Below are 8,042 nucleotides of genomic sequence, written 5' to 3'. Positions count from 1 at the left end.
CAGATTCGCTCGAACGTCCACGACGTCCCACATCCCCACCGGTCCCATCCCCCCAGCATCGGACCATGATCAGGAACTGTCGCGGATGTCTCCGAACGCCCTGTCACACAAGTCCGCGGAACACACACACACCATGGGGGGTCCGATTCTTGATGATCATGGAGGAAGTAGGGTTACCAGCGCGGCGGAGGCCGACCTTCTCCATGATCAACGGTTAGCGGCCGGCGAAACTCGCCCACGGCGGACCGGTCACCGTCACCACAGCGGAACCGTCGGCGGCCGGCGGAACAGGGCACACAGCGCGACCAAGGGCCGCGCCGTCGGCAATCGAGACAGTAGGGGGCCGACCCACCAACTTGGCGGACCAGGCCGGCGAAACCTACGAGCGGCCAACTCCGTGGAGCACGCCGTCGAGGAACTGCTCCAGCAGCTGGCGGGTGGGGTTGCGGTCGGGGTTGTGCAGCATCCAGTGCAGCGTCGGTGCGGTGACGATCTCGGCGATGACGTCCAGGTCGAGGTCGGCGCGGAGCTCGCCGCGTTCGACGCCCCGTTCGAGCGCCGACCGGGTCAGGGCGCGGCGCGGCTCGATGACCGCCGACCGGTACTGGGCGTCGAGCGCCGGGTAGCGGGCCATCTCGCCGATGAAGCACGCGTACACCTTGCGGTTGCGCGCGGACTCGCGACCGCGCGCCGCCGCCTCGACGAGAGCCAGGAGATCGTCGCGGATGGAGGTGCCGGGCAGCGTCGGCAGCGGGCCCTTGAGCTCCGCGACGGCGTCGCAGATCAGGCTCTCGAGGCCCTTCCACCGCCGGTAGATGGTGGTCTTGCCTACGCCCGCCCGGGCGGCGACGCCCTCGATGGTCGTGCCGGCGATGCCGTAGTCGGCCAGCAGGTCGAGGGTCGCCTCGATGATCGCCCGGTCCGCGCCCTCACTGCGCGGCCGCCCGGCGCGGCGTGGCTCGGCCGGAGCGATCTCCGTCATGTCAGCTCCTTCTGTGTCGCGCCGTGCACATCATGTCCGTCCTGCCCGTCCTCGGTGACGGGCCGGCGACTCGTGGGAGCCTCCTGCCCCCAGTCGCCGCCGGCGTGCACGGCACTGCACGGTCAGGTCACGTCCTCGCAGTCTCCGGCTCCGGCGCCTCCGGTGCCCCGGCCGTGACCGTCGGCGCCGGGTCGCGCGACCGGCCCGGCAGGAACACCGAGACGACGACCACGCTCAGCGCCGCGACCGCGGCTCCCAAGAAGGCTACCCAGTGGACGCCGCCGAGGAAGGCCGTGAACGCCGGGCCGCGCACCTGGTCGACGACGCCGGCCCGCTCGGCCGCCATCATGGTCGTGCCGAGCGACTCGGCGGCCGCGTGCCGGACCCCCTCGGGAAGCACGCTGACCACGTCGTCGACCCCGTTGCGGTAGCGGGCCGACAGCACCGCTCCCAGGACGGCCACACCGAGCGCGCCGCCGACCTGCCGCATGGTGTTGTTGACGGCGGAGCCGACGCCGGCCTTCTCGCGCGGGACCGCCGCCATGACCGCCGTCGTCGCCGGAGGCATGACGTTGGCGATGCCGGCGCCCTGGACGAAGAACGCCACGAGCAGGAACCACAGCGGCGTGGCCTCGTCGATGAAGCCCATCGCCACCAGGCTGAGCGCGACCAGGCTCAGCCCGGTCGCCGTCACCGCGCGGATGCCGAACCGGCCCACCATCGCCGACGACAGCGTCGAGAACACCGTCTGCGCGATCGCGAACGGCAGGAACATGAGGCCGGTCTCGAGCGGAGTGTAGCCGCGGACGATCTGCAGGTAGAACGTCATGAAGAAGAACGTCCCGAGCATGGCGAAGAACACCAGCCCGATGGTCGTCACCGACGCCGAGAACACCGGGTTGCGGAACAGCCCGACGTCCAGCGCGGGGTGCGTCGAACGGCGCTCGTACCAGATGAACAGCGCCAGCACCACGACCCCGCCCACGACAGAGCCCCAGACCAGCGGCTCGGTCACCGTCGCCCGCTCACCGCCCTCGATGATGCCGTAGACCAGCAGCGTCAGGCCGATGATCGACAGCAGGACGCCGCCCGGGTCGAGCCGGCCCGGCACCGGGTTCTTCGACTCCGGGACCAGCCAGGCGATCAGCGCCAGGCCGACGACCACGACCGGCACGTTGATGAGGAACACCGAGCCCCACCAGAACCGCTCCAGCAGCGCTCCGCCCAGCACCGGGCCCAGCACGACCGAGACGCCGACCGACGCGACCCAGATGCCGATGGCCCGGCCGCGTTCCTCCGGCTCGAAGACGTTGGTGATGATGGCGAGCGTCGCCGGCATGACGGCGGCGGCGCCGACGCCCATGAACGCCCGGGCGGCGATGAGCTGCTCCGGCGACGACGCATAGGCGGAGACGGCCGAGGCGATGCCGAACAGCAGCAGCCCCACCATCAGCATGCGGCGCCGGCCGAACCGGTCGCCGAGCAGGCCGAACGTGAACAGCAGTCCGGCGAAGACCAGGGTGTAGGAGTTGATCGCCCACTCCAGCTCGCTCTGAGTGGCGGAGAGATCGTCCTGGATCGTTCGGAGCGCGACGTTGAGCACCGTGTTGTCGAGGACGACGACGAGCAGGCTCACGACGAGAACGCCGAGGATGCTCCATCGCCGGTTGTGGATCGTCGCTTGGTCCACGGTGGCGGGTCCTTCCCTGCTTGCTCTTTCGATACGCAGCCGTGCCGTATCACTTCTCGCGGCCGACGGTAGACCCGCGACCAGCGATACGCAACCGTCTCGTATCGATATCTTCCGAACTCTCAGCGAAATCACAGGCGCCGGCCCGCATCGTTGACCGGGCGCCGCACGCATCGGATCGACCGGGCGCCGAACGGGAGGAGAGCAGTCGCGATGTCCAGGCCGGGTGTCGTGGGTCGCAGGGGCCGGAAAGGCTGGCAGACTGCCCCCATGCGTGACACCGCACGCCGCATCCTGCCCGCCGCACTCGCCGTGGCGGTGCTGGCGCTCACCGCGTGCAGCGACGACGGCGACGGCGGAGGCGGCGAGGAGACGGCCGCCGACCCGCAGGCGCAGCTCGACACCGCCGCCGACCTCCTCAACGAGGCCTCCAGCGTGAAGTTCGTCGTCGAGGGCGACGACCTGCCCGACGACGGCACCGTCGTCGTCGGCGGCGAGGGTGTCGCCGTGCCGCCGTCGTCGTTCGAGGGCGAGATCCGCATTCGCGCCGGCGCGCTGCCGGCGACCATCAAGGTCGTCTCGGTCGACGGGACGCTGTGGGCGCAGCTGCCACTGACCAGCGGGTTCGACGAGGTCGACGCCGACGAGCTCGGCTTCGGCGACCCCGGCCTGCTGATCGACCCCGACCACGGCGTCAGCCAGCTGCTCACGTCCGGCACCGAGGTCACCGCCGCCGACCAGGTGCGCGTCGACGGCGAGGTCTACGACCAGGTCGAGGCGGTGCTGCCGGGCGAGCTGGTCGGCGAGGTGCTCACCATCGCCGACCCGTCCGCCGAGGTCGACGTCGTCTGGGCCATGGACGAGTCCGGGCACCTGCGCCAGGCCACGCTGACCGGCCCGTTCTACGACGGCGGCGACGATCAGACCTACACCGTCCGCCTCGACGAGTACGACGAGCCCGCCGAGATCAGTGCTCCCGAGAGCTGAGCGGACCGGCCGCGCCGCGCTCGTCCTCGGAGTCATCGGCGTCCTGCTCGCCGCCGCCGACACGTACGTCATCGTCCTGGCGCTGCCGGACATGATGGTCGGCGTCGGGCTCGACGTCGACGAGCTGCAGCGGGCCGCGCCGCTGGTCTCGATGTTCCTGCTCGGCTACGTCGTGGTGCTGCCGCTGGTCGGCCGCGTCTCCGACGTGACGGGGCGCCTCCCCGTCCTGACGGGGTCGCTGCTCGTCTTCACCGCCGGGTCGCTGCTGACGGCGTCGGCCGACGGTGTCGCGGGCGCGGTGGTCGGCCGGTTCCTGCAGGGCGCGGGCGGCGGCGCGCTGGTCCCGGTGACACTCGCGCTGGTCGCCGACCTCTGGCCGCCGGACCGCCGCGGCGTGCCGCTGGGGCTGGTCGGCGCGGTGCAGGAGCTGGGGTCCGTGCTCGGTCCGCTGTTCGGGGCGGCGATCCTCGCGGTCGCCGACTGGCGGGCGATCTTCTGGGTGAACTTCGCGGTCGGCGCCGTGTTGTTCGCGGGGACCGCCCTGGCCCGGCGACGACGGGGTGAGCCCGCGGTCCCGCTCGACGCAGCGCCGTCGCCGGACGGCCGGTTCGACGTCGTCGGCCTGCTCCTCGGGCTGGGGGCGCTGGTCTGCGCCGGTCTCGCCGTCAACCGCCCGAGCGGCCTGGAGCAGAGCGTCCAGTGGGGCGAGCTGCTGGTCCCGCAGCTCGACGGGCACGAGTGGACGACGCCACTGGCGCTCGCCGCGTACGTCCTGACCATCGCGTTCGTCGTCCGCGAACTGACCGCCCGGCGCCCGCTGCTGCCGCTGCGGCGCACTCCGGCCGTCCTGCGGGCCGCCGACCTGCCCGGCGCGCTGCTGCTGGGGATCGCGCTCGGCGGCATCGTGCTGACCTTCGCCACGGCCGACCCCGCGGTCGAACTGATGTCGCCGTCGGGCCCCTGGCTGCTGGCCGGGTCCGCGCTCGCGCTGGGCGCGTTCGGCTGGCGGCAGCGCCGGGCCGCCGCGCCCCTGGTCCCGCCCGACGCCGTCCGGGCGATGCCCGCGTGGGGCGCTCTCGTCGTCAGCCTGTTCGTCGGGGCCGCGCTGGTCGCCGTCGTCGTCGACGTCCCGATCCTCGCCCGCACCGTCGTGCCGGGGTCGGACCAGCTGGACGCGGCGCTGGTGCTGCTGCGGTTCCTGGTGGCGCTGCCGGTCGGCGCGCTGCTCGGCGGCTGGCTGCTGCGCCGGTACGGGCCGGCGCCGCTGGCCGCCGGCGGCATGGCGCTGGGCACGGCCGGGCTGGCGGTCATGGCGACCTGGGGCGTGGGCTCGCTCGACGGCCTGATCGACGACGGCGTCCTGGTGGCGGCCGGTCTGGGGTTCGGGCTGGCGATCGCCCCGGTCAACGCGGCGCTGCTGGCCGCGGCGCCGCGCTCGACGCACGGGGTGGCCAGCGCGCTGCTCGTCGTCGCCCGCATGGTCGGCATGCTGGCCGGGCTGTCGGCGCTGACGGCGATCGGCTTGCGCAAGCTGTACTCCGTCCAGGCCGGCATCGAGTCGCCCACCGTTCTGTGTCCTGACTCCCCGACCGACTGCGGGCCGTACGACGACGCCGTCCGGCAGGCGATCGTCGAGCAGCTGCAGGTGACGTTCACCGGCGCCGCCGTGTGCGCGGCGGCCGCCGCGCTGGGTGCCGTGCTGTTGCTGCGGCACCGTCCACGTACCGTTGAGATGTGACGCTCTGCTCGGACGCCGGCCGCTCGCTGGGTGAGCCGTTGGCCGGCACGGCGCCCGTGGCGCAGTGGTGGCTCATGGTCGAGCAGCCCGGTCCGTGGGGCGCGAAGGCGCTGACGCAGTCGCACCTGGACCCGCCGCTCGGGGCGGCGCTGGACGCCGCGGCGGGCGAGCACGGCGGGCGGGTCGCGCTGGTCCGGCGGCCGGGGCGGCATCCCGACACGCACGATCCCGCCTCGCACCGGGTGTGGGTCGCCGGCACCCGGCCCGGCGCGACATTCCTGCTCGGCGGCTCGCTGCCGGACGTGTCGGTGCTGCTGTCGCTGGACTGGGCCGCGCTGCGCGCGGGCGACCCCGCCGCCGGCACCCTGGACCTGCGGCCCGAGACCGAGCCGCTGCTGCTGGTCTGCACGAACGGGCGGCGCGACCTCTGCTGCGCCGCGAAGGGCCGGCAACTCGTCGCCGACCTCCGCGACGACGTGGCCGGCCGGGTCTATGAGACGACGCACCTCGGCGGGCACCGGTTCGCGCCGACGGCGGTCCTGCTCCCGCACGGTGTCGTGTACGGGCGGATGGACGACAAACAGGCGCTGCTGCTGGTCGAGTCGGCGCGCGAGGGCCGGTTCCTCGACGACGGCTACCGCGGCCGGAGCACGTACTCACGTCCGGGCCAGTCCGCCGAGGCGGCCGTCCGCCGGTTGCTCGGCGACACCGGCCTCGACGACCTCTCGGTGTCCTCTGTGACCGACGCGCACGGCGCGGAAGGCGCCTGGGACGCCGTCGTCGACCATCGCGACGGGCGCGGCTGGCGCGTCGCCGTCCGGGCCGAGGAGCAGCAGCCGCCGCGGCCGGAGTCATGCGGCACGCCGCCCGTCACCCCGATCGCGTACGTTGCGAGTGTCCCCGTCCCGAGATGAGAGGATTTCGATGCAGTCCGAGGAGTTCGCCGACGTCCTGGCCGGCAACGACGACTACGCGTCCCGGTTCGGCCTGGCCGGGCTCGAGCCGGTCGCCGCGGCCGGGCTCGCGGTCGTCACGTGCATGGACTCCCGCATCGAGCCGCTGGCCATGCTGGGACTGAAGCCGGGCGACGCGAAGATCATGCGCAACGCCGGCGCACGGGTGACGACGGACGTGCTGCGGACGCTGGCCCTGGCGACGCACCTGCTGGGCGTCACGCGGGTCATGGTGGTGGCGCACACGAAGTGCAAGATGGCCAGCGCGACGACCGATGAGGTCGTGGCGGCGATCGAGCAGTCGTCGGGCATCGACGTGCGCAGTCTCGACTTCCAGCTCATCGCCGACCAGCGCGCGACCCTCGCCGAGGACGTGCAGAAGATCCGCTCGTGGCCCTTCCTCCCCGCTGGGGTTCCGGTCGGCGGCTTCCTCTACGACGTCGACACCGGCAAGCTGACCCGACTCGCCTGAGGCATCGCGGCTCGGCGAGCGGCCGTCGCCGTGAATCAGCGTGAGCCTTCGGCAACGGGCCGGATCGGGCGGAGTCCAGCCGCCTCGATTCGCGCTCACGAAGAGATGTTCCATCACATGGGACCCATGGTCCTTGTCGCCGCTGTGGCGCTCGACCTGTTCCGCATGAGTGGTGACGGGCATTGCGATGAGACAGGTCAGCATGTCGCCAGTCCCCGCCACCTTGCGGAGCATGCCACTTCTGTCCCGTCCTGCGCGCGACTACTGATGTGGCTGGCGGTTTGGTGGGGCCATGGCACCACCGAACCGCCAGCCATTACGGCATCTCAGGCCGAGGCGAGTGCAGGGGCGAGTGCCCGCCAGGCGTCACGCGGGAGGCCGCCGCGGCCGGTGAGGACCTGGACGCAGACGTGGTCGGCGCCGGCGGCGTGGTGCTCGGCGATGCGGGCGGCGACGGTGTCCGGGTCGCCCCAGGCGATCAGCGCGTCGACCAGCCGCTTGCTGCCGGGACCGCGGACGTCGTCGTCGGTGAAGCCGATGCGGCGCAGGTTGTTCACGTAGTTCGGCAGGCCGAGGTAGAACTCGACCACCGGGCCGGCGATGCGGTGGACGTCGTCCTCGTCGGCGGACAGGACGACCTTCTGCTCCGGCGCCAGCAGCGGTCCCGCGCCCAGGACGTCGCGGGCGAGGCGGGTGTGCCCAGGCGTGACGAGGTACGGATGCGCGCCGAGGCTGCGCTCCCCCGCCAGGCGGACCGTCCGCGGCCCCAGCGCCGCGACCGCCCGCGACGCCACCGGGACGGGAGCGGGCGCGGCGGCGTCCAGCTCGTCGAGGTAAGCGACCACCTTGCTGTAGGGACGGCGGTACTGCCGGCCGCTCTGCTCGACGAACTTCGCGTGGCCGGCGCCGATGCCGAGCAGCAGGCGGTCCGGGTACTCGCCGTCGACCCGGTGGAAGGCGGCCGCGACCTCGTCGGCCGGCTCGGTCCAGACGTTCACGATGCCCGTCGCCGCTACCAGGCGCGTCGTCGCGGCCAGGATCCGCGCGGGCCGCACGAGGTCGCCCTCGGCCCCGCCCAGCCAGGCAGCGCCGTAACCGAGCCCCTCGAGCTCGGCGAACGCGTCGGCCACCTCGCCCGCGTCGTCGGGCCAGTTCCGCGCGCCGACCCACACGCCGGCCCGTCCCACGTCGATCGCCATGCCCGGTCCAACCGGGCGACG

Annotated in this window: 7 protein-coding genes; 4 read left to right on the top strand and 3 right to left on the bottom strand. The window is 72.9% G+C overall.

The annotated features are described in order from the left end of the window. Window positions 1-379: 379 nt before the first annotated feature. Together E1212_RS25190 and E1212_RS25185 are read right to left on the bottom strand one after the other, a co-directional pair. On the bottom strand, window positions 380-982 hold the full coding sequence (locus tag E1212_RS25190) for a TetR/AcrR family transcriptional regulator (RefSeq protein ID WP_131987609.1): 603 nt from the start codon (window positions 980-982) through the stop codon (window positions 380-382). Window positions 983-1,109: 127 nt separating this feature from the next. Continuing rightward, window positions 1,110-2,672, bottom strand: coding sequence for an MFS transporter (locus E1212_RS25185; protein ID WP_203417192.1), 1,563 nt, complete (start codon window positions 2,670-2,672; stop codon window positions 1,110-1,112). Between the two features lie 270 nt (window positions 2,673-2,942). Here E1212_RS25185 and E1212_RS25180 point away from each other — a divergent pair, with 270 nt between their 5' ends. Genes E1212_RS25180 through E1212_RS25165 form a run of 4 tightly spaced genes read left to right on the top strand, consistent with a single transcriptional unit; the run spans window position 2,943 to window position 6,822 of the window. Beyond that, complete coding sequence (locus E1212_RS25180; protein ID WP_162605623.1) at window positions 2,943-3,659, top strand: LppX_LprAFG lipoprotein; 717 nt, start codon at window positions 2,943-2,945, stop codon at window positions 3,657-3,659. Continuing rightward, window positions 3,643-5,397, top strand: coding sequence for an MFS transporter (locus E1212_RS25175; RefSeq protein WP_131987603.1), 1,755 nt, complete (start codon window positions 3,643-3,645; stop codon window positions 5,395-5,397). Before E1212_RS25180 ends, E1212_RS25175 begins: the two co-directional genes overlap by 17 nt. Beyond that, window positions 5,394-6,311: a sucrase ferredoxin gene (locus E1212_RS25170; RefSeq protein ID WP_131987601.1), complete on the top strand. Its 918-nt coding sequence runs from the start codon at window positions 5,394-5,396 to the stop codon at window positions 6,309-6,311. The genes E1212_RS25175 and E1212_RS25170 overlap by 4 nt, the downstream gene beginning before the upstream one ends. A 10-nt stretch (window positions 6,312-6,321) precedes the next feature. Continuing rightward, a complete protein-coding gene (locus E1212_RS25165) occupies window positions 6,322-6,822 on the top strand; it encodes a beta-class carbonic anhydrase (protein ID WP_131987599.1) in 501 nt (166 codons plus the stop codon). Window positions 6,823-7,148: 326 nt separating this feature from the next. Here E1212_RS25165 and E1212_RS25160 read toward each other — a convergent pair whose 3' ends face one another. Next, a complete protein-coding gene (locus E1212_RS25160) occupies window positions 7,149-8,021 on the bottom strand; it encodes an LLM class F420-dependent oxidoreductase (RefSeq protein WP_131987597.1) in 873 nt (290 codons plus the stop codon). Window positions 8,022-8,042 lie beyond the last annotated feature (21 nt).

The sequence above is a fragment of the Jiangella ureilytica genome (assembly GCF_004348545.1).
Classification (GTDB): Bacteria; Actinomycetota; Actinomycetes; order Jiangellales; family Jiangellaceae; genus Jiangella; species Jiangella ureilytica.
This window is presented reverse-complemented; position numbering and strand designations above follow the sequence as displayed.

What these genes read in the sequence shown, in the direction of transcription:
- E1212_RS25190 (WP_131987609.1), bottom strand. Translation starts at nt 982, where the DNA reads ATGACGGAGATCGCTCCGGCCGAGCCACGCCGCGCCGGGCGGCCGCGC.
- E1212_RS25180 (WP_162605623.1), top strand. Translation starts at nt 2,943, where the DNA reads ATGCGTGACACCGCACGCCGCATCCTGCCCGCCGCACTCGCCGTGGCG.
- E1212_RS25165 (WP_131987599.1), top strand. Translation starts at nt 6,322, where the DNA reads ATGCAGTCCGAGGAGTTCGCCGACGTCCTGGCCGGCAACGACGACTAC.
- E1212_RS25160 (WP_131987597.1), bottom strand. Translation starts at nt 8,021, where the DNA reads ATGGCGATCGACGTGGGACGGGCCGGCGTGTGGGTCGGCGCGCGGAAC.